The organism is Streptococcus sanguinis (assembly GCF_019928825.1).
GTDB classification, from domain to species: domain Bacteria; phylum Bacillota; class Bacilli; order Lactobacillales; family Streptococcaceae; genus Streptococcus; species Streptococcus sanguinis_L.
Window position 1 is genome coordinate 36,295 of sequence record NZ_JAHZOP010000002.1, and the last position, 24,393, is coordinate 60,687.

The 24,393-nt window shown below is 44.2% G+C and carries 24 protein-coding genes; 17 read left to right on the forward strand and 7 right to left on the reverse strand.

The annotated features are described in order from the left end of the window. Window positions 1-2 precede the first annotated feature (2 nt). The 3 genes from K1J09_RS03780 (at window position 3) to K1J09_RS03790 (ending at window position 3,893) form a co-directional block, all read left to right on the forward strand. Window positions 3-191 (forward strand): hypothetical protein, encoded by a 189-nt coding sequence (locus K1J09_RS03780; protein ID WP_164549526.1) that lies wholly within the window; start codon window positions 3-5, stop codon window positions 189-191. 82 nt (window positions 192-273) lie between these two features. Next, on the forward strand, window positions 274-2,505 hold the full coding sequence (locus K1J09_RS03785; protein WP_223322906.1) for an SEC10/PgrA surface exclusion domain-containing protein: 2,232 nt from the start codon (window positions 274-276) through the stop codon (window positions 2,503-2,505). A gap of 287 nt (window positions 2,506-2,792) precedes the next feature. Beyond that, window positions 2,793-3,893 carry a DUF3114 domain-containing protein gene (locus K1J09_RS03790; RefSeq protein ID WP_223322908.1) on the forward strand — a complete coding sequence of 367 codons (1,101 nt, stop codon included), beginning with the start codon at window positions 2,793-2,795 and terminating at the stop codon, window positions 3,891-3,893. Between the two features lie 20 nt (window positions 3,894-3,913). Here the strand turns inward: K1J09_RS03790 and tpx are convergent, their stop codons facing one another. The 4 genes from tpx to K1J09_RS03810 all read right to left on the reverse strand — a co-directional run bounded on the left by tpx (window position 3,914) and on the right by K1J09_RS03810 (window position 7,075). Next, the gene (gene tpx, locus K1J09_RS03795) at window positions 3,914-4,405 is read right to left on the reverse strand and encodes a thiol peroxidase (RefSeq protein WP_049547838.1); all 492 of its coding nucleotides are present in this window, start codon (window positions 4,403-4,405) and stop codon (window positions 3,914-3,916) included. 151 nt (window positions 4,406-4,556) lie between these two features. Continuing rightward, the gene (gene ssaB, locus K1J09_RS03800) at window positions 4,557-5,486 is read right to left on the reverse strand and encodes a metal ABC transporter substrate-binding lipoprotein/adhesin SsaB (RefSeq protein ID WP_125357003.1); all 930 of its coding nucleotides are present in this window, start codon (window positions 5,484-5,486) and stop codon (window positions 4,557-4,559) included. Window positions 5,487-5,505: 19 nt separating this feature from the next. Continuing rightward, window positions 5,506-6,354, reverse strand: coding sequence for a metal ABC transporter permease (locus tag K1J09_RS03805; RefSeq protein WP_304362486.1), 849 nt, complete (start codon window positions 6,352-6,354; stop codon window positions 5,506-5,508). 1 nt (window position 6,355) lies between these two features. Next, entirely contained in the window at window positions 6,356-7,075 is a 720-nt protein-coding gene (locus K1J09_RS03810; RefSeq protein ID WP_317627831.1) for a metal ABC transporter ATP-binding protein, read from the reverse strand. Between the two features lie 149 nt (window positions 7,076-7,224). Between K1J09_RS03810 and K1J09_RS03815 the strand changes: the two genes are divergently transcribed. Next, window positions 7,225-9,117 (forward strand): M13 family metallopeptidase, encoded by a 1,893-nt coding sequence (locus K1J09_RS03815; protein ID WP_223322912.1) that lies wholly within the window; start codon window positions 7,225-7,227, stop codon window positions 9,115-9,117. Between the two features lie 232 nt (window positions 9,118-9,349). After that, entirely contained in the window at window positions 9,350-10,246 is an 897-nt protein-coding gene (locus K1J09_RS03820; protein WP_002903651.1) for a DUF7916 family protein, read from the forward strand. Window positions 10,247-10,332: 86 nt separating this feature from the next. On the opposite strand, the gene K1J09_RS03825 is transcribed toward K1J09_RS03820, so the two are convergent. Further along, on the reverse strand, window positions 10,333-11,529 hold the full coding sequence (locus K1J09_RS03825) for an ROK family protein (protein ID WP_223322913.1): 1,197 nt from the start codon (window positions 11,527-11,529) through the stop codon (window positions 10,333-10,335). 204 nt (window positions 11,530-11,733) lie between these two features. On the opposite strand from K1J09_RS03825, the gene K1J09_RS03830 reads away from it, so the two are divergent. From K1J09_RS03830 to K1J09_RS03855, 6 genes are all read left to right on the forward strand, one after another. After that, window positions 11,734-12,051, forward strand: a complete 318-nt coding sequence (locus K1J09_RS03830) for a PTS sugar transporter subunit IIB (protein WP_080557065.1) — start codon at window positions 11,734-11,736, stop codon at window positions 12,049-12,051. A gap of 8 nt (window positions 12,052-12,059) precedes the next feature. Next, the gene (locus tag K1J09_RS03835) at window positions 12,060-12,377 is read left to right on the forward strand and encodes a PTS lactose/cellobiose transporter subunit IIA (protein WP_149565968.1); all 318 of its coding nucleotides are present in this window, start codon (window positions 12,060-12,062) and stop codon (window positions 12,375-12,377) included. 5 nt (window positions 12,378-12,382) lie between these two features. Beyond that, window positions 12,383-13,744, forward strand: a complete 1,362-nt coding sequence (locus K1J09_RS03840) for a PTS sugar transporter subunit IIC (RefSeq protein WP_002896670.1) — start codon at window positions 12,383-12,385, stop codon at window positions 13,742-13,744. Next, entirely contained in the window at window positions 13,745-15,523 is a 1,779-nt protein-coding gene (locus K1J09_RS03845; protein ID WP_009659580.1) for a glycoside hydrolase family 35 protein, read from the forward strand. A 9-nt stretch (window positions 15,524-15,532) separates the two neighbouring features. Continuing rightward, window positions 15,533-16,462, forward strand: coding sequence for an aldo/keto reductase (locus K1J09_RS03850; RefSeq protein WP_223322915.1), 930 nt, complete (start codon window positions 15,533-15,535; stop codon window positions 16,460-16,462). A gap of 118 nt (window positions 16,463-16,580) precedes the next feature. Further along, window positions 16,581-17,996: an LPXTG cell wall anchor domain-containing protein gene (locus tag K1J09_RS03855; RefSeq protein ID WP_223322917.1), complete on the forward strand. Its 1,416-nt coding sequence runs from the start codon at window positions 16,581-16,583 to the stop codon at window positions 17,994-17,996. Window positions 17,997-18,044: 48 nt separating this feature from the next. Here K1J09_RS03855 and K1J09_RS03860 read toward each other — a convergent pair whose 3' ends face one another. Continuing rightward, a complete protein-coding gene (locus tag K1J09_RS03860) occupies window positions 18,045-19,025 on the reverse strand; it encodes a nuclease-related domain-containing protein (RefSeq protein WP_223322919.1) in 981 nt (326 codons plus the stop codon). Window positions 19,026-19,235: 210 nt separating this feature from the next. On the opposite strand from K1J09_RS03860, the gene K1J09_RS03865 reads away from it, so the two are divergent. Beyond that, complete coding sequence (locus K1J09_RS03865; protein ID WP_223322921.1) at window positions 19,236-20,105, forward strand: glycosyltransferase family 2 protein; 870 nt, start codon at window positions 19,236-19,238, stop codon at window positions 20,103-20,105. A 70-nt stretch (window positions 20,106-20,175) separates the two neighbouring features. Here K1J09_RS03865 and K1J09_RS03870 read toward each other — a convergent pair whose 3' ends face one another. After that, window positions 20,176-20,952 (reverse strand): glycyl-radical enzyme activating protein, encoded by a 777-nt coding sequence (locus tag K1J09_RS03870; RefSeq protein WP_185755048.1) that lies wholly within the window; start codon window positions 20,950-20,952, stop codon window positions 20,176-20,178. A gap of 124 nt (window positions 20,953-21,076) precedes the next feature. Between K1J09_RS03870 and K1J09_RS03875 the strand changes: the two genes are divergently transcribed. From K1J09_RS03875 to K1J09_RS03895, 5 genes are all read left to right on the forward strand, one after another. Then, window positions 21,077-21,820, forward strand: a complete 744-nt coding sequence (locus K1J09_RS03875) for a DeoR/GlpR family DNA-binding transcription regulator (protein WP_125336325.1) — start codon at window positions 21,077-21,079, stop codon at window positions 21,818-21,820. Between the two features lie 16 nt (window positions 21,821-21,836). After that, the gene (locus K1J09_RS03880; protein WP_223322923.1) at window positions 21,837-22,808 is read left to right on the forward strand and encodes a sugar-binding transcriptional regulator; all 972 of its coding nucleotides are present in this window, start codon (window positions 21,837-21,839) and stop codon (window positions 22,806-22,808) included. A 98-nt stretch (window positions 22,809-22,906) separates the two neighbouring features. Further along, complete coding sequence (locus tag K1J09_RS03885; RefSeq protein ID WP_185756513.1) at window positions 22,907-23,398, forward strand: hypothetical protein; 492 nt, start codon at window positions 22,907-22,909, stop codon at window positions 23,396-23,398. A 325-nt stretch (window positions 23,399-23,723) separates the two neighbouring features. After that, window positions 23,724-24,047 carry a PTS lactose/cellobiose transporter subunit IIA gene (locus K1J09_RS03890; RefSeq protein ID WP_002896659.1) on the forward strand — a complete coding sequence of 108 codons (324 nt, stop codon included), beginning with the start codon at window positions 23,724-23,726 and terminating at the stop codon, window positions 24,045-24,047. 20 nt (window positions 24,048-24,067) lie between these two features. After that, window positions 24,068-24,379 carry a PTS sugar transporter subunit IIB gene (locus K1J09_RS03895; RefSeq protein ID WP_002896658.1) on the forward strand — a complete coding sequence of 104 codons (312 nt, stop codon included), beginning with the start codon at window positions 24,068-24,070 and terminating at the stop codon, window positions 24,377-24,379. The last annotated feature ends 14 nt before the right edge of the window (window positions 24,380-24,393 follow it).

Genomic DNA, 24,393 nt, shown 5'->3' on the forward strand with positions numbered 1-24,393 from the left:
TCGTGAATAAGAAGACCGCTCGTTGTTTGACGGGCGGTCTTCTGCATTCTATGACTAGTATACTTGCACTCGTTCAAGAGTTTATCATTGACAAAGTCAGTAAGCGTAAAATTCATTATATGATTCTGGCCAGACACACAGGTTTTTTGGAAGCGATTGAGACGAGATTCTATTTTTGGACATATTTGTGATAAATGTTCTCAAAAAAACATGTAAATAGTTTGACAAACAAAGCTTTTCTCATTATACTATTAACATATCAGGAGGAAAAGCATGAAAAAAATCCAAAAACATGTCATTTTAGGTGCAGCAGTTCTTGCTAGTACTGGATTTGCTCACACTGTAGCTGCAGATACAACTCCAGTGGATGCAAATGCACCTGCAAACCAAGATAAGGCTCTATCTGCAAGTCCAGAAGCTCTTAAACAGCAAACTGAGCAGGTTAATCAAGCGAAAGCGGCTGTTGACCAAGCCAAAGAACAGGTTGCGACTGCTGAGACTAAGGTTGAAACAGCCAAGAAAGATAATGCTGATACAAGTGCAGAAAAAATTGTGGAGGCTCAGGCAGCTGTGGCAGAAGCTGAGAAAAAAGTTGCCCCAGCGGAAAACGCAGCCAAGCAAGCCCAAGCAGCTCTTGATACAGCTAAAAAAGCAGAAGACACACAGGCAGCTGTAGCTCAGGATGCTCAAGCTCAAGCAGCTAAGGCACAAACCGAGACTCAAACTGCTCAGGATGCTGTGAATGCAGCCCAAAAAGCTGTGGACAGCAAACTGGTGAGTGAAAAGGTAACGAAGGCAAAGGAGGAGCTTGACAAGGAACAAAAGAACCTGGATTCTTACCAAGACCAGTTGAAGACAGCTGAAGTGGAAGATGCCAAACGCCAAGCAGTGATTGATCAAGCCCAGGCTGATATCAAAGCAGCACAAGCAGAAATCAAAGAAAAAGAAGCGAAACTTTCGTCTCAAGATCAGGTTCACAATACTTTTACCCTATCGCAAGCCTATATAAATGCACTTAAAAGCGATTATATTAAACAATCACTTGAAGCACAAACAATCTTTAAAGAAGAAGTTACAAAATTAAAATTAATTAATAATTACATTAGTAATCCAAAAGATGCTCAACGCATGGTCAATATCAATGCTATTCCAAAAGATGTTCTAATGGAAATTAACTACTATGCACAAGATTTGCTAAATCAAATTCGTAAGCAGGCTGGTACAGGACCAGTCAGACTAACGCAAAATACTATTGATTATGCATCAGCTTTAAGTCGAGCTGGCCGTGAAAATACATTAGTTTGGCATAAAAATAATGGACAGGATTTAACTATTAGAGTAGTAGCTACAGATGAAACAACTGCTAAATTTGGACTTGATAAGTTTGGATACAAAAGATATGGCTTTCCTCAGCTTGATTATTATCCTGTTCTAGATAATCAAGAGAATGTATCTGTTGATTACTTGAAAAAAGTAGTTTATGAGAATGTTAAATTTCAGTTGTTTGATATAAAGGAAAGTACTAGATATGGATTTGGGACAATGCTAGATTGGGCGCAAAAAGTAGTTGGATACAAAATAGGACATGATAAAGTTGCATATATGGGAGTTGATTTTAGCAACAATGGTAAATTTAACCGAATTCAATTTGTTGTTTTTGGGACTTGGGATATCGTCGACCCTTCCAAAATAACACCAGCCTTGATCAATCCAAATGCCAATAATCAAGAGGCAGACGCTGCTCGTAAAGATTTGGCGGCTTCACAAGCTAAGTTGGACGCTGCTCAACGTACGTTGACAAATGCTCAGAACAAGCAGGAAACAGCACCATTACTGCGTGAGGTTGTGAAAACTGCTAAGGACAAGTTGGCCATGGCGGAACGTACTTACCAAACTGAACTCGAAAATAGCAAGAACTCAGCTTCTGAAGAAACCAAGGCTAAACTTGCAGTTTTAGCTAAGGCTCAAGCAAGCTTGAAAGAAAAAGAAGCAGCCCAAGCAAGTGCGCAAAAAAAAGCTGAGGAAGCTAATGCCAAACTTGCCGAATTGAAAGCAGCTACAGCAAATGCTCAAGAAAAGGCAGCTGCTGCGGCTACAGCTCTGGAAGAGGCTCAACGCTCTGTTCAAGCTGCTAAAGACTACGTTTCTCGCTTGCAAAATGCCCCTGCTCTTCTAAAAGAAGCAGAAGCGGCTCTCAATGATGCTAAAGCAAACTTGGCAAGTAAGGAAGAAACGTATAGAGTCGAAAATGCCAAACTTGAAGCTTTGAAAGCAGCTCTTGCAGCCCTAGAGACAGACGACCCAACCAACCTCGTTTCTAAGAATGAGCGAAAGGTTCTGAAAGTCACTACAACGGGAGTGAAGCACGGAAAGAAACCAGTTCAGACCTATCAGGCTCCGGCAGCTCTTCCAAAAACAGGTTCTGCTGAATCTTCTCTGGCACTTGCAGGTCTAGGATTACTCTCTATGCTGGGACTGGCTTTTGCAAAACGTCGTAAAGCTTAAGAGCATTTATTTATAAAATCGAATTCTAGATGAATTGTCCAATCGTGAAAAGTTGGAACAGCTCATTTAAACAAAACTCATACTGAGAGAGGGCCGGTTTGGTCTTCTCTTTATTTATTGAGTGATTTGTTAAGAGCATCTTTATTGTTAGCACTCCAAGGATTCATAGCTTGTTCTTTGCTATCATGTGAGTTTGTGATAAAATCTAATTGTTCTATGTGGATTAGATTTTTTATTATAATCTTGATAGTATTGAACTATTATAGCTACAAGAAAGGAGGGGAGCCATGTATCCAAAAGAAGGGAAAGAACAGCTTTTTCAGCAATTGCAATCAATCGGTTGGTCTCAGGTAGCACTGGAACGAGTTTTTGCAGAGTTCAATAACGAGCAAGGGAAAACATTGACAGAAGAAGGAGATTACATTCAGGAGGCTCAGCTTTTTGGCAGTCCCTTCTTTCAAGAACTCTGGCAGGCTGAGGAGGCTCAAATCAGCAGGTTAGGAGCTCAGGGGCTGCTGGTTTTGGCTATGAATCTTGTTAATATGCCTGAGGAGTTGAGCGGGGACAAGTCAGAGACAGATTTTTTGCTGGCTCGAATTGCTCCAGACCTAACACCACATGATTGCTTTTGGAAGATTTTTTCAAGGACCTTGCGCCAAGCTTTTCCGGCAGATGATTTTAGCCAAAGGGATGGCAATCAAAAGCTCAAGCGCCAGTTGCATCAATTTCGCTATGTCATTTCCTGCCAGCAGGCCCAGCGGGTCAGAGATCACTACCGTCAGGCTGGCATGACAGATGCAGAAGCCTTGGCTTCCTATCTAAAGGATTGGCCAGGGTTGTCTTATAGTTTTCATGAATCCTCGCGCTTGCATAATAAAGCCTATATTGACAAGATGTCTGGTCAGGCTGTCTATCCGGATGGTCAAGCTAGTCAGGCCAATATAAAAATACTGATTGATTTTCATACAGAGTTTATTCTGGATCAGGGAGGTCGCTTTCTCAATATTATCGATCCAGAGGGGGCTAGCCAAAATGGTATTGTGAATGGCGCTAGCTTTAACTACGGTGAGCACAACCGGCCGGGCAATCAGGCTTCTCATACTCGCTATGATGTCAAAACGCCTGCAGTCTGGGATCCTCGCTTTCGCAGGCTTGCCATTGAAAATAGCGGCCGCAAGTTCAAGTCACCTCAGAATAATCGTGGTCCGCTGGGCTATCGTTCAGCTAAGAGCCCTTATGCTCGAAAGGGGCGGAGTGCTTATAAACAGGTAAAGGCAGAGATTGCTCGGTTCAAGAAATTGCTGAATCGACCATCCTTTCTCTTGCGTTCCTGGGCTTGCTTCCGTCAGTTTTGGCAGAAGTTTTTCGAACAAAAAAATACGGACTAGTAGGTCCGTATTTTTATCTCTTATAAACTCTTAACTGCGGCGATAGCTGCTTCGAAGTCAGGCTCGGTATTGATATTGTCGACATATTCAACGTAGGTCACAGTGTTGTTTTCGTCCAGAACTAGAACTGCGCGGGCTAAAAGGTGCCATTCATTGATGAGGACAGCATAGTCACGGCCGAAAGAATGGTCGAAGTAGTCAGAGAGCATAACAGCATTTTCAATGCCTTCAGCAGCACACCACTTGCCTTGAGCAAAAGGCAAGTCAACTGAAACCGTGATCACAACGGTATTGTCCAAGTCAGATAGTTCTTGGTTAAAACGGCGAGTCTGAGTTGAACAGACACCAGTATCGATAGATGGGATGATGCTCAGGACTTTCTTTTTGCCGGCAAAATCAGCCAGAGTTTTCTTTGAAAGGTCAGTAGCTGTCAGGCTAAAATCGTGGGCGGTGTCGCCGACTTGCAGTTGCTTTCCAGTAAAGGTTACAGGATTTCCGAGAAAAGTTGTCATAGGAAGTCTCCATTCATGTTTGATAGCTTCATTGTACAGCGAATAGTGATTTTTTTCGAATAATTTGACCGGAAATTTGAAATTGACTCCATGTGAAGCTCCTTCTCCAAAAATAAAGAGGTTAGGATTTTGTCTTCCTAACCTTTTATCATTATTTGGCCAATCCTTCGGAAATTTTATCCAGATTGTATTTCATCATGCTGTAGTAGCTGTCGCCTTCTTCGCCTTGGTCAGCGATTGAGTCCGTGAAGATTTTAGCGTGGATTGGGATCTTGGTGTCTTTAGAAACAGTCTTCATAGGACGGTCGTCCACACTTGATTCGACAAAGAGAGACGGTACTTTTGTCTTGCGTAGTTTTTCAACTAAGCTTTTGATTTGGTCTGGAGTTCCTTCTTCTTCGGTGTTGATTTCCCAGATGTAGGCTGATGGCACATTGTAGGCCTTAGAGAAGTACTTGAAGCATCCTTCACTTGTCACAATCATTTTCTTTTCTTCTGGAATATTGTTGAATTTCTCCTTGGCTTCCTTATCCAAAGCGGTTAGCTTTTCTACATAGGCTTTGAGATTTTTCTCGTAAGTAGCCTTATTGTCAGGGTCTTTTTCAATCAAACGCTTGGCAATGTTTTGCGCATAGATAATGCCGTTTTCCAAGTTGAGCCAAGCATGAGGGTCTTCCTTACCCTTTTCACTTTGCCCTTCAAGGTAAATGACGTCAACGCCATCGCTGACAGCATAGTAGTCCTTGTTTTCTTCCTTATTGGCATTTTTGACCAACTTGGTAAACCAAGCATTACCGCCAGTTTCCAGATTGATACCGTTGTAGAAGATGAGATCCGCTTGAGAAGTCTTTTTGACATCTTCAGGCAGGGGCTCATATTCGTGGGGGTCTTTGCCGACTGGTACAATGCTGTGCAGGTCAATCTTATCGCCAGCTATATTTTTGGTAATATCAGCGATAATTGAGTTGGTTGCAACAACCTTGAGCTTGGACGAGTCACTGGACGCGTTCTTCTGATCGGAGCAGGCAAAGAGAGTGCAGACTGCTAGCAAAAGCAGGGATAAAAAACCTAATTTTTTCATGGGATTCCTCCATTAAATTTTATTTTAGTTTAGGTTGGTTTTTAAGTTTTAAATAGCGTTGCTTAGGGGCAATAAAGAAAGAGATGAGAAAGATGAGGGCCGAGGTCAGGACAATGCTGGATCCTGCAGCGACATTAAAGCTATAGCCGATAAAGAGTCCCAGCACAGAAGCCAGAGCTCCCAAACCCGAGGACAGCAGAATCATAGTTTTCAGACTGTTGGCATAGAGGTAGGCTGTTGCTGCTGGCGTTATCAAGAGAGCTACAATCAGAATGGTTCCCACGCTCTGCATAGCTGTCACAGAGACCAAGGTCAAGAGAATCATCAGCAGATAGTGGTAGAAGCTAACCGGCATGCCCATGGCTTGAGCTAGCAAGGGGTCAAAGGAAGTAATCAATAGCTGTTTGAAAAAGAGGGTGATGATTAAGAGCACAGCTATTCCGACTCCGATACTAATCCACATATCAATATCCTGCACGGCCAAAATATTCCCGAAGAGAATATGAAAGAGATCAGTGGAGCTATTGGCAACGCCGATCAGGATCACACCCAGAGCTAGGAAGGATGAAAAGGTAATCCCAATGGCCGTATCGCTTTTGATAATGGAATTGCCCTTGATGTAAGTGATAATAATCGATGCCAAAAGTCCGAAAGTGATGGCTCCGATAAAGAAATTAACCCCTAAAATATAGGAGAGAGCCACACCGGGCAGAACCGCATGAGAGATAGCGTCCCCCATGAGCGACATGCCGCGCAGAATGATAAAGCAGCCGACAGCTCCAGCAACAATCCCAATGACGATGGCTGTGATGAGAGCATTTTGCAGGAAGTGAAAGTCCCGCAGCCCTTGGAAAAATTCTAAAATCATTCTAGGCACCTCCATTCATAAAGAGCTGGGAGCCATAAGTCTTTTTCATATTGTCCTTGGTAAAGCTGGTCTCAGTAGGACCGAAAGCGATTAGCTCACGATTGAGCAGGATGACCTGATCAAAATAATCAACCACCTTACTCAGGTCATGATGGACAATCAGGATAATCTTGCCTGCGGCTTTGAGACTGCGCAGGGTAGACATAATAATCTCTTCGCTGACAGAGTCAATCCCGACGAAGGGCTCGTCCAAAAAGATACAATCCGCTTCTTGAACCAAGCAGCGAGCAATCAAGACTCGCTGGAATTGACCGCCAGATAGCTGGCTAATCTGGCGCTCAGCCAAGTCTTCTAAACCGACAATTTTCAATGCCTCAGCTACCTTGTCCCAATGGGAATTCTTCAGCCCTTGAAAGAGCTTGAGCTGCGGGTAAAGTCCCAAAGAGACACACTCTTTGACTTTGATAGGAAAATGATAATCAATATTAATCTTTTGCTCTACATAGGCGACGCGCTGGAGAGAGTTCTGCAGCGGTTTTTGATCCAGCAGAGTCTGGCCTTGGTGGTCAATAATCCCTAGCATGCCCTTGAGCAGGGTGGATTTTCCAGCTCCGTTAGGACCGATAATCCCAGTAATGGTTGGCTCCTTAATGGTTAATGAAAGGGGCTCAAGAGCCAGCGTATCCTGATAGCTGACAGTCAAATCTTTAATCGTAATCATCTCATACACCTCTATGAGATTAATATACATTAAAATAAAAATTAAGTCAAGTTAATTTTTAATAAATCTCTAAAATTAATATAAGAAACGTTTGAAAAAATAAGTAGATTTTGATAAGGTTATATCAAAAGCATGAAAGAGAGAAGAAGATGACACGACTACAAGATGATTTCTACGATGCGATTAATGGTGAGTGGGCCAAGACGGCGGTCATTCCTGATGATAAGCCAGTGACGGGCGGCTTCATGGATTTGGCAGATGAGATTGAAGATCTTATGCTCGCCACGACTGACAAATGGTTGGCTGGCGATGGAGTGCCAGAAAATGCAATTCTGCAGAACTTTATTGCTTACCATCGCCTAGCAGCGGATTATGACAAGCGGGAAGCGGCAGGGATTGAGCCTGCGCGTGCTTACATTGATGAGATTCGCAACCTAGCGTCTTTTGAAGAATATGCTTCTAAGATTGCTGATTTTGAGCTGGCTGGCAAGCCGACTTATTTCCCCTTTGGTGTGGCGCCTGACTTTATGGATGCCCGAATCAATGTTCTCTGGGCAGACGGACCGGGAACGATTTTGCCAGACACGACCTACTATGCTGAGGACCATCCGCAGAAGGCGGATCTCCTTGCAAAATGGCGCAAGACACAGGAAGATTTGCTGGCAAAATTTGACTTTGCAGAAGAGGAAATCAAGGACCTTTTGGATAAAGTCTTGGAGCTGGATGCTGTCTTTGCTCAGTATGTTCTGTCTAGTGAAGAAAGCTCTGAGTATGCTAAGCTCTACCATCCTTATAAGTGGGACGATTTCAAAGCATTGGTACCAGAATTGCCTCTGGCGGATATTTTCACCAAGTTAATCGGTCAAGAACCCGACCAAGTCATTGTGCCAGAAGAGCGTTTTTGGCAGGCGGCTAAGGATATCTATACATCCGCTAACTGGGATAAACTCCATGCTCTGCTGATTCTCTCTGCGGTCCGCAATACGACACCTTATCTAACGGATGACATTCGTGTCTTGGCAGGGGCTTATCATCGTGCTCTATCAGGAACTCCTCAGGCTCAGGATAAGAAAAAAGCAGCCTTTTACCTGGCCCAAGGTCCCTTTAATCAAGCTGTAGGTCTCTGGTATGCCGGTCAGAAGTTCTCACCAGAAGCCAAGGCTGATGTGGAGCAGAAAGTGGCGACGATGATCGAAGTTTACAAGAACCGCCTAGCTCAGAATGACTGGCTAACACCAGAAACTCGTGACAAGGCCATTGTCAAACTTAATGTCATCAAGCCTTATATTGGTTATCCAGACGAGTTGCCTGAGCGTTATTCTCGCAAGATCGTGGATGAAAAGCTGACGCTCTTTGAAAATGCTCAGAAGCTGAGCCAGATTGATATTGCGTACAGCTGGAGCAAGTGGAATAAACCAGTGGATTACAAGGAATGGGGAATGCCAGCCCATATGGTCAATGCCTACTATAATCCGCAGAAAAACCTGATTGTCTTTCCAGCGGCTATCCTGCAGGCGCCTTTCTATGATCTGCACCAATCTTCTTCAGCTAATTACGGTGGTATCGGAGCGGTCATCGCCCATGAGATTTCTCATGCTTTTGATACCAATGGAGCTTCCTTTGATGAAAATGGCAGTCTTAACAATTGGTGGACGGAGCACGACTACCAAGCCTTCACCGAACGGACTCAAAAGGTCATTGATCAGTTCGAAGGTCAGGATTCCTATGGTGCTAAGGTCAATGGCAAGCTGACTGTTTCAGAAAACGTGGCTGATCTGGGTGGCATTGCAGCAGCCCTAGAAGCGGCCAAGAAAGAAGCTGATTTCTCTGCTGAGGAATTCTTTACCAACTTTGCCCGCATCTGGCGAATGAAGGGCCGGGAGGAATATATGAAGCTCCTGGCAAGCGTCGATGTCCATGCGCCGGCTAAGCTTCGGACGAATGTTCAGCTGCCAAACTTTGACGACTTCTTTACGACCTTTGATGTTCAAGAAGGAGACGGCATGTGGCGGAGCCCAGAAGAACGGGGGGTCATCTGGTGATGCAGAGATAAGACGCTTATCGCATCTTGCTCAGTTCAAAAATAATCGAGTGCATTTCAATAGTCTGCTTTTGTTTGTGAAAGCAGACTATTTTGTCAAAGAAAATATAAAGCGTTTACATTTCTATGACCTTGTGCTATACTGTATTTGATAACAAAAAACAAACAAAATATCCAAATAGAATAGATTTCAAAGTGTTTATTAATGAATAATAAAGAAAAGAGATATTCTTATGGTAAAACGATTCATTAGTTCAAATGCTTCAGAAATTTTAAGTATGACTGCGCCGGAGCTGAAACAGAGCATCAAGGCCAGTGAGGGCCGCGTTATCCTGTCTGAAAACGTAGCTTTTAAAGAATCTTATATCGGTGATGTGACCAATGCAGAGATTGCTCGGTCTTTTGGTGCTGACTTGATTTTGCTGAATGGGATTGATATCTTCCAGCCTTTTGTAGCTGGTCTGGATGCCAAGGAAGATTTTGTTGAGGAGCTGCACCGCTTGGTGGGTCGTCCTATCGGTATCAATCTGGAACCGGTGGACAGTCAGGCCCAGATGGCAGGAGAACGCCTGATTATCGATGAGGGGCGTCAGGCTAGTCTAGCGACCATTCAGCGAGCAGAAGAGCTGGGCGTTGACTTTATCTGTCTGACAGGTAATCCAGGGACTGGTGTCACCAATCAGGCCATTATCGACACTATTCGAGTGGTCAAGGAGAATTTTTCAGGCCTGTTGATTGCAGGCAAAATGCATGCTTCAGGTGTGGATGAGCCGGTAGCAGACCTAGAAGCAATCGCTCAATTTATCGAAGCAGGTGTCGATATTGTCCTAGCACCGGCAGTCGGCAGTGTGCCAGGCTTTGATGAGCAGGACTTGAAGCAGATTGTCCGGCTGGCCCATCAAAAAGGGGCTCTGGTTATGAGTGCTATCGGTACCAGTCAGGAGAGTGCTGATGAGGATATTGTCAAGCAAATGGCTATCCGCAACAAAATCTGCGGTGTAGATATCCAGCATATCGGAGATTCAGGCTACGGCTGTCTGGCTCCGGTTGAAAATATCTTTGCCATGAGCAAGGCTCTCAGAGGACAGCGCCACACCATTTCCATGATTTCACGTTCGATTAATAGATAGTAAAATGAGACAGACTTTTAGGGGTAAGCTCCTAGAAAGCCTGTCTCTATTTTTTATAAAAAAGACCGAGATTGATGTCTCGGCCTTTATAGGTTTCCTTTTTTATCTAAAAATTCATGATAGACACAGAGGCTGACTGCAGAGCGGGCAATGCTGTATTTAGAGTAAGGAATAATGACAATCTCTGCTTGTTTTTGCTTTGGAAAGAGAGGGACTTCCTGCTCTAACTGAGCCAGAACCTGCTCGGCAATCACCGGATAGGAGAAGAGCTGGCCGTCCAGATAAATCCTTTCGCTATCAATAAGCTGGCAGAGATTGGAAATGGAAATGGCCAGATAGCGGCAGGCAGTATGAATCAACTCAATGCTGCCCAAGTCTCCTAAGCGATAGGCGGTCATCAGACTTGTCAAATCAATGTCATTGACGTCCTCTACAAGGGTCTTTAGGAGCGAGGTCTGGGAAGCCCGATACAGGATAGCTGCTTTATCAATCAGAGCACTCTCGCTGGCATAAACCTGCAGGCAGCCGTGCTTGCCGCAAGGACAGCGCTCGCCTTCAGGATTGATGACGGTATGCCCCACCTCCCCGATAAGATAATTATCCTGACTGTAAATGCTGCCCTTGTACATGTAGGAGCAATGAATACCTCTGGCGACATGATAGACGATAAAATTACTGTCTGTCGGATGATAGCTAAAGAGGCGTTCAGCCAGTGTCAAGCAGTGGGACTTATTGGCAAAGTAGACAGGAAGGTCAAATACTTCTTGAATAGTTCGCAGGTTAATCTGTCCCCAGTGGGGGTTTTTAGAAATGATAAAATCACTCTCAGAGAGATTCACATGTCCCGGTAGTCCGAGGGCAATCGCTGAGATGGAGTATTTGCTGTTCTTTTTCAGAAAATCTTGAATCAGCCGGATAATTTCCTGGTCAGACGGGCCGCCTGTCACCTCGACCTGATAAGGCCGAATATTACTTTCTACAATCTCACCGGTATTATCAGCGATGACCATGGCCAGCTGTTTTTCAGAAATCTCAAAGCCCAGATAGTAGCGGCTACGAGGCGCAATATCTAGCAGGGTTTTCTTGCGGCCTACGCTCTCGTCATTGAGCTCGCCCAGCTCCAGTACCAATCCTTCCTTGATCAGTTCATTGATGATACTGCCGGTCGTGGCTGGTGTAATCTGAGTTTCTTTTGAAATATCAATCCGAGAAATCGGTCGTTTGGCGTAGAGCTGATCCAGAACAGTTGCCCTTAGCTCGTTTTGTTTTCTAGTTCGTGTCATCTTGTTTCCTCTGCTGCTATACTATCAAAAAAAGCTAGAAATCTCAAATGTAAGCGTTGACATAGTACAGAAAAATAGTTATAATGTTTATAGAATATTAATAACATAGTGAAAAATATTCTGTTTTTGGATTTTTGTTTATATATTGAAAACAAATAGCAAGCGTCGTTGCAGGCTAGGTCAGATTCATTAAGGAGGATGCCGATGGAAACAAAACAAATTATGTTAGTCTGTGCGGCTGGGATGAGTACCAGTCTCATGGTCAATAAAATGCAGAAAGCTGCAGAGGAGCGAGGCTTAGCTGCGACGATATTTGCGGTGCCAGTATCAGAAGCAGAAGACTATCTAAGCGAGAAAAAGGTTGATGTCCTGTTGCTGGGGCCTCAGGTCCGCTATCTGCTGGAGGATTTACAGGAAAAATTAGCTTCAAAAGACATCCCGGTCGATGTCATTCCTATGACGGACTACGGAATGATGAAGGGGGATAAGGTCCTGGATCTGGCAGAGTCGCTCATGAAGTAGGTACTCCTATGGCAAATAAAGATTCCTTAGAGGTCGCTATGACCCTCATTATGTATGGCGGAGAGGCCAAGTCTTGTGCTATTGAAGCCATTGCAGCAGCTAAAAAGCAGGACTTTGACCGAGCTCAGGAGAGACTGAGTCAGGCTCAGAAGGCCCTGCTGCAAGCCCATCACGCTCAGGCTGAAATGCTGAGCAAAGAGGCACAAGGAGAAAAGACAGAACTTAGTTTATTTATGGTACATGGGCAGGATCATCTTATGACCAGTATCGCCTTTGTTGATTTGGCAAAGGAGATTGTTGATTTGCATAAAAAATTTGATGAATAGGAGAAATGCAGATGAGTAGTTTGGTTGATAAATGGCAAGCGCGTCTCATGCCTATTGCCAATAAAATCGGCAACCAAAAATTTCTGGTTGCCCTGCGGGATTCCTTTATTGGAACCATGCCTGTGATTATGACGGGCTCTTTCGCCCTCATGGTAAATGCCTTTCTATCTGACTTGCCAGGACAGTTCGGCTGGACCTGGATTTCATCTACCTTCCAGTGGCTGATTGATATTAACTGGCTGGTATTTAAGGGCAGTATTCCTATCGTTACTCTCTTGTTCCTCTTTACTTTCGGGGTCAATATCGCTAAGATTTACAATACTGATAAGGTATCTGCTGGTCTGGTAGCAGTTGCTTCCTATATCATTACCATTGGTGGATCAGTTACTAAAACCTTTGAGTTGGCTGGCAAAACACCAGGGCTGAGTAAGGCAATTTCAAAACTTCCAGAGCTAAAACTTGACGGCAGTAACCTGTCTGTGACGATTAACAGTGTCATTCCAGGTGATCAAATCAGTGCGCGTGGTTACTTTACTGCCATTCTGATTGGTTTTGTATCTGTTATCATCTTTTGTAAGGTCATGAATCGTAACTGGACGATTAAACTGCCAGATTCTGTTCCGCCAGCTATCATGAAGCCGTTCCTGTCTATCATTCCGGCTGCGATTGCCATGTATGTCGTGGGAATTGCGACCTACCTCTTTAATCTGGTGACAGGCGAGCTGTTGATTGACTGGATTTACAAGATTTTGCAGGCACCGCTTCTCAGCTTGTCTCAAAGCTTCTGGGCTGTACTGCTCATTGTCTTTCTCAATAAGATTTTCTGGTTCTTCGGACTGCACGGCGGTAATGTGCTGGCACCAGTCATGGCCAGTCTCTTTGGTGTGACCATGCTGGCTAATCTAGAAGCTTATCAGGCTGGGCATGCGATTCCTTATATGTGGACGGATAATTCTTTCGGTGCTTTTGTCTGGTTTGATGCGATTGGGGTTGCCATTGCCATTCTCTGGCAATCTCGGAACAAGCACTATCGCGAAGTGGCCAAGTTGGGAATTTTCCCAATGGTCTTCAACATCGGTGAGCCGGTCATGTACGGTCTGCCAATCGTTTTGAATCCAATTATGTTTATTCCATACGTCCTGACGCCAATGGTCATGGTAACAGTAGCATACTTTGCAACCTCTATGGGCTTGGTTGCGCCGGTTACTCAAAACGTTACTTGGGTCATGCCGCCGATTCTCTACGGTTTCTTTGCGACAGCCTTTGACTGGCGGGCAATTATTCTTTCGCTAGTTAACATCGCTATTTCGACCGCTATATATCTGCCCTTTGTCAAGATGGCAGATAAACAGGAGGAGCTTGGATAGATGGCAAAATTTGAAATTAAAGAAGAATTTTACCTGGATGGCCAGCCTTTTAAGATTTTATCGGGAGCTATTCAGTATTTCCGGCTTCATCCAGACCAGTGGCGAGATACCCTTTACAATCTCAAAGCCCTGGGCTTTAATACGGTAGAGACCTATATTCCTTGGGCATTACATGAGCCTCAGGAAGGTCAGTTTCAGGCAGAGGGCATGCTGGATTTTGAAGCATACTTCAAGTTGGTTGAGGAGATGGGGCTTTATCTCATTGTCCGGCCGACGCCTTATATCTGTGCAGAGTTTGACTTTGGCGGCCTGCCGGCTTGGCTCTTGAGATATCCTTCGATGCGCCTGCGGGTCAATCATCCGCTGTTTCTGGAAAAGGTCAGTCATTTTTATGACTGGCTCTTTCCTAAGCTTCTGCCCTATCAGAGTGATCAAGGCGGCCCTATCCTCATGATGCAGGTGGAAAATGAATACGGTTCTTACGCCGAGGACAAGGCTTACATGCGCAGCATTGCGCAGATGATGAAGGTACGTGGCGTTACGGTTCCCCTCTTTACCTCTGACGGGACATGGATAGAGGCTTTGGAGTCTGGAACTTTGATTGAGGATGATATTTTTGTGACGGGGAATTTTGGCTCCCAACCCAAGGAAAATACAGACAATCTACGATCTTTCATGGAGCGCTATGGCAAGAAATGGCCTCTTATGTGTACTGAGTTTTGGGATGGCTGGTTCAGCCGCTGGAGCGAGGAAATCGTTCGGCGAGAGGCAGAAGATTTGGCCCAGGATGTCAAAGAAATGCTGCAGTTGGGCAGTATGAACCTCTTTCTACTGAGAGGTGGGACCAATTTTGGTTTTATCAGCGGCTGTTCGGCCCGCAAGACCAAGGATTTGCCGCAGATTACCTCCTATGATTTTGACGCTCCTATTACTGAGTGGGGACAGCCGACCGAGAAATACTACGCTGTTCAGCGGGTGACCCACGAGGTCTTTCCCGAGCTTGAGCAGATGGAGCCGATTAGCCGACAAGCCAAGGCCTATGGCAGTTTTCCACTGCTTGGTACTGCAAATCTGCTGGATGTGGCAGCGGATATCACAGAGGAAATTCTGCTGGATTATCCGCAGCCTATGGAGCAGATTGGGCAGAATCATGGCTATATTCTCTACCGTTCTGATATCAAAAATCAATACCATGAGGAAAGGCTCAAGGCATTGGAGACTCATGACCGCTGCCATTTCTATGTCAATCAGGAGCACCTAGCTACCCAGTATCGGGAAGAAATCGGTGATGAGATGCTCTTCTCAGCTGATACCGAGCGGATTCAGATTGATGTGTTGGTGGAAAATATGGGACGTGTCAACTATGGTTACAAGCTAGGCGCACCCAGTCAATCCAAGGGAGTCAAGGGGGGTATCATGATTAACCACCAGTTCCGCAAGGGCTGGAAGCATTATGCGCTTAAGTTTGACCAGGAAATGCTGGCCAAGTTAGACTGCTACTCAGATCCACCGGAAAAAGTCAAAGCACCGACCTTCTATCGCTTTGAAGCAGAGTTGGATGATATCGCTGATACCTTCATCGACTGCTCTAAGTATGGGAAGGGCTGTATTTCGGTCAACGGCTTCAACCTAGGCCGCTACTGGAATGAAGGGCCGATTCACTATCTCTATGTGCCGTCTGGCCTGCTTAAGGAAAAGAATGAATTTATCGTCTTTGAAACTGAAAATGTCAAGATTGAAGAGTTGACCTTGCTTGACCATCCAGTCTATAAGAAATGAGGTGTTGCGATGAAATATATGACAGTCGGAAATGAACTGGAAGGAGCCAGTCAGCTGGTTTTGGGCTGTATGCGTCTGGCAGAGCATGCTCCTGAAGAGGTCGTTTCCGTTCTTGAAACGGCATTAGAAGTGGGAATTAATTTCTTTGACCACTCAGATGTTTATGCTGGTGGCCAGTCTGAAGCCAAGTTTGCGCAGGCTCTTCGCTCGGCTAAGATTCCCCGGGACCGAGTTCTCATCCAGTCCAAGTGCGGACTGCGGGATGTTCACACCAACTACCATTTTGACTTTTCTAAGGATTATATCATCAGCTCGGTTGAAGGCAGCTTGGAGCGTTTGCAGACAGACTATCTGGATGTGCTCCTCCTGCACCGGCCAGATGCTCTTGTGGAGCCGGAAGAGGTGGCTGAAGCTTTCTCACAGCTGCACCAAGCTGGGAAGGTCCGTTATTTCGGAGTCAGCAATCAAAACCCTTATCAGATCGAGCTACTGCAGAAGAGTGTGGAACAGCCCTTGATTGCCAACCAACTGCAGTTTGGTCCAGCCCATACTCCGATGTTGGATGCTGGGCTCAATGCCAATATGCTCAATCCTTTAGCAATCGTTCGGGACGGTAGTGTGCTGGACTATTGTCGATTGCATCATATCACGATTCAGCCTTGGTCACCATTTCAGGTCGACTTGAACCAGGGACTCTTTATGGAGCATCCTAAATATGCTCAGCTTACAGAAACTCTGCATGCCTTTGCATCAGATTATCAAGTTTCTTTTGAAGCCTTAGTTCTCGCTTGGATTTTGCGTCATCCGGCACAAATGCAGCCGATTGTTGGCTCCATGAATCCGCAGCGAATTCGCTCAATGGTGGCTGCTTTTGATATTGAGCTCTCTCGGGCTGATTGGTATAAGATATACAAGAGCGCGGGGAATCCTCTGCCCTAAACTTATTTTTGCAGGGAGATTATTTGTTATTCAGAATCAATGAAGCCTAAGAGCAGCGAATCGGTCTGCATATTTCATTGATTAAGCTCGACTCTGCACCTTATGAAAGGAGAATGATATGAATAATAAGTTTTCTTGGCAAGGCCTAGCAAAATCTGCTTCTACTGCCAAGTATGGAAGCGGCTTGCTGCTATGTGCTTCCCTCTTGTCCTTAGCAGCTTTGACGTGCGTCTCAAGAGTTGAAGCAGAAGATGTTGCGCCTGCCCCTGCCGCAGTAGCTGAAACGCCGGCTTCTCCAGCAGCTCAAGCAAGTCCTGAGGTTGAAAATCCAGTTCCAACTGAACCCCAAGTAGTTCCTGCAAATCAGACCGAATCAGCTGCAGCCGCTAGCGAGCTGCCAGCCAGTCAGGTCATGTCCGATGAGCAGAAGCAGCGCGCCATTGCTCAGATGGGAGCCAATCAAGGGGATGTCTGGGTTTGGTCGGAGGAAAATGTCGTTGAAGAAAATGGGGAGCGTCAAAAACGCGGTCCTAATGGCGGCCCTGGCCAATTTAATGGCGGAGCTGTCGTGTTAGGCGGCCGTCCGACATATGACCCAGCGGCGGATTGGTACTACCTTGCTTATAAAGGCGAAGGGATGACCGACGAAGAAGCGAAGGCTGTCTTTGACAAGGAACGCGGAAAATGGATGAACGAGTTTGATCCTTGGGGCGTTGTGATGGAAATGACGGACAATAAGGCCAGTAATGCTTGGGCGGATATTCGTAACATGCAGGCTTTTGTGCTCCGAAAGGACTCCAATGTCTGGGAGAAAATTGTGGATCACCCTCAAGGAGTTCAATGGGTCTCTCAATTCAAGGGGAATATGTCCAGCAACGTAGGAGATGCCCGGCAGGAAGCCTTGGCTGGAGGAGGAACAGCTATTGAGGTATTACCTAAGCAGGATCGGGTTGCCCACTGGGGTTCTGATCAGGCCCGTGATATTCCAAGTCCTCAAACCATTCGGGCTGTTTTAGTTTCCGTAGAAGCTCGTATTTCTGAAAAATCTGACCCAGATGCCAAGCTTGGTATTCAAGTTGGAGGTGACTGGAAATTTGCTGAAGAAGTGAGTAAGCCGCTCTGGTATCCAGGAGCTGGTCTGGCTGGTATTCAGCGACTGACCAAGGATTGGGCGCGTTACTATTTTGTCAGCCTCACTGGTATTCAAGATGCAGTCGAAGAAAGGGCCATTTCACAAGATGTATTTATGAAGAGTATCGTGCCGCTGACCGATATGGAGCAGGCCTCTCAAAATCAAGCCCAACAGCCAACCCCTGCAAGGCCTGATCCAAAGGGTAGCCAAGCGGAAAATCTGACCTACAAAGCAAGCGGCCAGAGGGTCCCTCAAGCAACGTCTCAAGAGCCAACTCTTCAGCAAGCTTCTTCCAAACAATTACCTAAGACCGGCAGCCAAAGCAGTCTATTGGCCAATCTGCTTGGACTCGGGCTATTAGGACTGGGAGCTGGCTTCCTTGGCCTGAAGAAAAAATCTTAGTTTTGCAAGCTAGAGGGAAAATAATCTACAAAAAAGCAACAGCAGATTCTAGCTGTTGCTTTGTGTTTGATTTAGGTTTTGCACGACAGGCTGTTCGAAATTAGGTGCTTGCGCAACCTGCTCGCCAATCGGACTGCAGACAGGCTCTTGGTATTTTTGAGTAAAGCGGCATCTTGGGAAGTTGGAGCAGCCCCAAAATTGCTGGCCAGCCCTAGAACCTTTGGATGCTGTACGGAGAACCAATCCATGCTGGCAGCGAGGGCAGATCTTTTCTGCTTCTCTACGCTGTTTATTCTGAGCAATGCGGTTAATATGGCGCTCTTTGATGACCTGTTTTCGCTTGGTCAAGGGTAGCAGCATACGATAGAGGTCGTCAATCTGATCAGGCGACAGGTAGGCTTGACTTTGGCAGGCCTGCCGGTCAATTGCCCCTATCACTTGCCAGGTCTGAATAACCTTATGCCTGTCACTGTTTAGATGGATTTCCTTAAGCTGACAGTCATTGCCAAAGACGATATAGGAATAAAGGTTTGGCGTGTATTGGTTGAGATAGTAGCTGAGCCATTTGAGATGGACTTTATTTTGAATAATGGGATTGAAAAAAGAATGTTTGTAAGATTTTCCACGGCCTCCGGAAAGAATCTGAGTCCAGTATTGCTGGTTTTCTGATCCGAAGATCCAGCCCTTGTAGTTTTTTGACTCAAAAATGTAAATCCCAGACGGATGAATCAGCAGGGCATCAATCTCAGTGGTAGTGCCATCTTCTTTGAAGATATAGAGATTGTACAAAATCTTTTTATAGCCATAGAGCTGGTTCAAGACCTGACCAAGCTGGTACTCTCCCTGTTTTCCCTTGTTGTATTTGAGTTCCCAAGGGGCAGTTTGGGTTTGCTGGAAATAGTCAGGCTCTTGGCTTTGGCTGGACGGCCAATCCGAGTTCGTATCTTCTCGGTCTTCGAGTAGCTTATAACTGATAAAAAAGACGATGCCAAAGACAGCCACAAATGCAACGAAAAAGAATCCAAACATTTCCTAATCTCCCTTAAAATCCCTAATTCGAGTATAGCACAAAATAAAGGACGAAAGATTTTTATAAGTGTAAAAACACAGCATTTGAACAATGAATCAAAATATGTCTAAAAAACGGAAACTACCCTTTAAAAACTTATTTTCCAAAAACACCTCACAAACCTAAAAAATCATGTATAATAAAAAGACAGGAAAAGAATAGGAGTTATCATGTCTCAGGAATTAATCAGTGTTATCATCCCTGTTTACAATGTTGAGCAGTATTTAGCAGAATGTGTGAACAGCGTCTGTCGTCAGACCTATCAAAATCTGGAAATTATTCTAGTCAATGATGGTTCAACAGATGCTTCTGGCCAGATTTGCCAAGAGCTGGCTGATCAGGATGCGAGGATTCGTCTTATTCATCAGGAAAATCAAGGCTTGTCCGGTGCCCGCAACACAGGGATTGAGCACTCTAGTGCAGACTATTTGATTTTTGTGGATTCGGATGACTGGCTGCCTGAGCAGCATGTTGCCCGCCTCTATGAAAAGCTCAAGGAGTATGATGCGGACATTGCTATTGGTCACCACTGTAGTTTCCGTGCTGAGGATTCAGCCTTCCTCTACTATTCGACAGAGCATTTTGAAACCCTCTATACGCGAGAAGAGATAATCGAGGAGTACCCTAGACGTCGCATGGTAGACGGTGTCTTTCTCTGTGCCTGGGCTAAGCTCTATAAGCGTGAGCTCTTTGATACAGTGCGCTATCCAGTCGGCCGAGTGGCCGAAGATGCCTTCACAACTTATAAGCTGTACCTTCAGTCAGAGAAGATTATCTACCTCAATGAACCGCTCTATTACTATCGCTTGCGGCCAAATAGCATCTCCATGACTTGGAATGAGCAGTGGTTCCGAGACTTGATTGTAGGTTTTGAGGAGCAGCTAGCCATTTTGGGTAAGCTAGGTTATGACCTGAGCTTCTACTACAAATACTACACCTTCTTGCTCCAGTATTGTCGCGACAGCGCTGCAGCCGTCGGTATGCAGTCTAGTCTGGTCTATCAGGAAATTGAAAGCAAACTCCAACTGTTTGGAGAATAAATAAAACAAACCACCTTTCAACCGTAGGGTTGACAATGTGGCTTGTTTTTTGGTGTTTGAAAATTAAAGACTAAAAATAACAATTAATGTCATGCTTCAAAAAGACATCTTGGTATTCAAATAAGTCTTCAGGGTGCAAGGCCTTGACATCTTCCATGGCATACTTTCGGCCAAGTAATTTGTATTTATTTTCGCCAAATTGATGGAAAGGCAGCAGCTGGACTTGATCGATGGATAGTTCATTAAACAGGGTCGCAAACTGCTCTGCATCTTCTAAAGAGTCATTAAAATCCGGAATGACAGGAATGCGCAGAACAATCGTCTTTTGATGAGTGAAGGCGTAGTGGATATTCTGAACAATCAATTCGTTTTTTACTCCAGTCACCTTGCGGTGGTTGACAGAGTTATAATGTTTCAGGTCTGTATAGATAAAATCAACGTACTGGATGAGATCCACGAATTTTTCATGTTCTACAAAGGCAGTTGTTTCAATAGCGGTATGAATCCCTTTTTCCTTAGCCGCTTTGAGAATGGCCTTGGCAAATTCAAACTGGGCGAAAATCTCTCCGCCAGATAAGGTCAGGCCGCCGCCAGATTCTTCATAAAAATCTCTGTCCTTTAGGACTTCGTTGATAATCTCCTCGACACTTCTTTCCTCCCCCATAGTGATGCTTTTTTTGGTAGTAGCATCCAGCATAGGCTCGGGTCTGAATTGCTGTGATTCTGGGTTAGAGCACCAAGGGCAGCGCAGAGGACAGCCCTTGAGGAAAACCGTTGTACGAATCCCTGGTCCATCATGAATACTGAAATGTTGGATGTTGAAAATAATTCCTTTTGTTGTTTCCATACTCAGGCCTCCTTTGGATACAATCATTATAACTTATTTTAGAAAGAAAAACAATTACGAATGAAAGTTATTTTTATTTTATTTTTAAGACGTCTTTTGTTACAATAATAGCAGAGGTGATAGAATGGAACGTTTAGATGAAATTGTTAAATTAGTATCTGAATTTGAACGAATTGATGTCAATACTTTGTCTGACCGCTTAAAAGTGTCCAAAGTAACGATTCGTAAAGACTTGGATAAGCTGGAAACCAAAGGTCTGCTGCGCAGAGAGCATGGCTATGCTGTTTTAAATAGCGGCGATGATCTGAATGTCAGACTTTCCTTTCATTATGATACCAAGCGCCGAATTGCCCAGGAAGCAGCAAAAATCGTTCAGGATAATGAAACCATTATGATTGAATCTGGATCGACCTGTGCCTTACTAGCTGAGGAAATTTGCCGAACGAAGAAGAATGTCAAGATTATTACCAATTCTTATTTTATTGCGGATTATATAAAACAAACTGATTCTTGTAAAATTATCTTACTGGGCGGAGAATTTCAGAAAGATTCTCAAGTGACAGTAGGGCCTCTTCTCAAGGAAATGATCCGCTTTTTCCACGTAGAACATGCTTTTGTCGGAACAGATGGCTATGATGAAAATCTAGGCTTTACAGGCAAGGATCTGATGCGGAGTGAGGTTGTGCAGTATATGTCAGAGGCATCTGACCGGATGATTGTCTTGACGGACTCAAGCAAGTTCACCAGGAAAGGTACGATTAAGAGATTTGGCTTCAAGCAGATTGCTCAAGTGGTGACTGACAAGGCGATTCCGAAAGAGGCTGTTGAGCGCTTGAAAGCTGCGGATATCAAACTGACTCTGATCTAGCAGAGAAGGAGATAAGATGAAAAATGAAAGAAAAAAACTATTGGCAAAAATTGCTTATCTCTACTATATCGAAGAAAGAAGCCAGTCTGACATTGCGGCTGAGACAGGGATTTATCGCACCACCATCAGCCGAATGCTGGCAGAAGCGAAAAAAGAGGGCATTGTAAAGATTGAGATTGAAGACTTTGATACCCGCTTGTTCCATTTGGAAAACTATGTAAAAGAAAAATATAGGCTCAAGGGAATCGAAATTGTTAGTAACTTAGTAGATGAATCTCCAGCAGACCTAGAAGAGAGGTTGGCTCAAGCTGCTGCAGGTATGCTGCGTGGCCTGATTAAAGACAATGATAAAGTGGGATTTTCTTGGGGAAAGAGCTTGAGCCTTTTAGTAGAGCACTCCAGCAGCAAACATTTGACAAATGTCCATTTCTTTCCTTTGGCAGGTGGACCGAGTCATATCCATGCACGCTATCATGTGAACACCCTCATCTATAGCATGGCTGGAAAATACCATGGGGACTGCCGTTTTATGAATTCCACGATTATTCAGGAGAATGAGCAACTGACAAATGGAATATTGGCTTCTAAATATTTTGAAGATCTGAAAAGCAGCTGGCAGGAGCTAGATGTGGCTGTAGTTGGTATTGGAGGGCAGGTTGACACGGGAAATCGCCAATGGCTGGACATGCTGACCTCAGAGGATTTTCTTGCTCTAGAGAGTCAGGATGCTGTCGGAGAAATCTGCTGTCGCTTCTTTAATAAAAAAGGGGAGATGGTCTACCAGCATTTGCAAAATCGAACGATTGCCATCTCTTTGGAAAATTTGAAAAATGTGCCGCTTAGTTTGGCCTTTGCCTATGGCAGTCAAAAATCTGCTGCTATCTTAGCGGTGTTGCGAGCTGGCTATGTTAATCATTTGGTGACAGATGAAGCGACGATTCTAAAAATGCTAGACTTGGACGGAGATAGGAGTTTCCTCACTTCTTGATAGTAGCGGCATCTCAGGTGCAAGAGATTTCCAAGACGTAATTTAGGATCCCGTTTTTAATAGTGATTAGCACTTATATATGGAGGTGGGTTGTTGATTTGAAAAAGTTAATGAAACGAAAATTGACTAGTTTAGCCACAGGAGAGCTAGTCGCTGTGCTAGTATTTTGGATGAATTTTTTCCTTCTCAAAAAATGGATTCTTACTACTGGAGCTTTGATTTCTATTTCTTTCTCCTTGTTTGTACTGAGTTTTATTTTGATACAGGGCTCTGTTTTCTGGTGGATTTTGATAAAAAGGATTTCCAATCCAAGATTTGCTGAAAGATATACAGGCAAGATTTACAGAATACTAAAGATCTTAGACTTTATTTTACTAGGTGTAGGGGCCCTGATAATTATGTTAAATTACAGTGAATTTCCCACATCCATAATCTCTTTAGCAATTTGGTTTTTTGCTGTCATCGAGTGGATGAATTATTTTAAATTGCAATTATCCTACAGTCTGAATCCTGCTGTTTTATTGAAATACATCTTTCAGAGGAAATTGCGGAAAAGTAAAATAGCAAAGGAAATTGAGAAGGCCGTATAAAAAGATAAGTTTCGGTTTCTTAAAATAGCATATATGAGGAAGTAGAAGCAAATAGCTGCTGCTTCTTTTTTTGTGTCGAATCTGCTTATCGTTCTTATCTAATAGAGTGCCTTTGATTCGCAGATGAATACAGCTGTATAGGAGTTTTTTTGCGGAGGCCCTTTTTGCACAAATGTGCGAAATAATTTAAATAAGCTAATTTGTTCTATAATATATTGACGGACTGAGATAAAGGTGATACATTCTAGTTACAAACAAAAATAAATCACTTTCAAACAAAAGAACAGGTTTTTGTTAATTATAAAGATAGGAGCGGTTGTAACATATGGAAATGATTGTAGCAGATCAAATTATCATGGGTCTTATCTTAGACGCCGGTGATGCCAAGCAGCATATTTATCAAGCTTTATCACTAGCTAAAGATGGTAAGTTTTCAGAATGTGATGAGCAGATTGAGCTGGCAGATAAGGCGCTGTTAGAGGCCCATAACTTGCAGACCAAGTTCCTAGCTCAGGAAGCTGGAGGAACGAAAACAGAGATTACAGCGCTGTTTGTTCATTCTCAGGATCATTTGATGACCAGCATTACAGAGATTAATCTCATCAAGGAAATCATCGACTTGAGAAGAGAATTACAAGGGGAAAAATAAATCATCAGGAGGATGAAAAGATGGTTAAGATTGGTTTGTTTTGCGCGGCAGGTTTTTCAACAGGGATGTTGGTCAACAATATGAAAATAGCTGCAGCTGAAAAAGGGCTGGAAGCTGAGATTGAAGCCTACTCTCAGGCTAAGTTGGCTGATTATGCAGCGGATCTGGATGTCGCTTTATTGGGCCCGCAGGTAGCCTATACACTAGACAAATCTACAGCTATTTGCGACAGTTGCCATACTCCGATTGCAGTTATTCCGATGGCTGATTACGGTATGCTAGATGGCGAAAAAGTGTTAAACCTCGCTTTGAGTTTGTTGGATAAACATTAAAATCAAGGAGCTTC